The following is a 209-nucleotide window of genomic DNA, read 5'->3' as shown; positions in this document are numbered from 1 at the left end:
CCCTGGCGCAGAGCGGGTACGACAAGGACCTCACCTACCCCAGCACCCAGCTCAACGCCCAGCTCAAGGAGAGCGCCCAGCGCCTGGGGAAAGAACTGGTGGAGGGGGTCGTCCACTCCAGCGACGTGTTCTACTACCACGGGGTGGACAAGGCCGCCTACATTGAAAAACTCAACCGGGAGCACGGCTGTATCTGCATCGACATGGAG

Annotated in this window: 1 protein-coding gene; it reads left to right on the top strand. The window is 62.2% G+C overall.

Annotation, left to right across the window (positions count from 1 at the left end; all coding sequences use genetic code 11):
• A partial coding sequence (locus HJV72_RS19535) for a phosphorylase family protein (protein WP_330619092.1) occupies nt 1-209 on the top strand: 209 nt, incomplete at both ends.

This window comes from Extibacter sp. GGCC_0201 (genome assembly GCF_017566055.1).
In the GTDB taxonomy this organism is placed as follows: domain Bacteria; phylum Bacillota; class Clostridia; order Lachnospirales; family Lachnospiraceae; genus Extibacter.
Note: the sequence above shows the minus strand (reverse complement) of the source record. Positions and strands in the feature narration are given on the sequence as shown.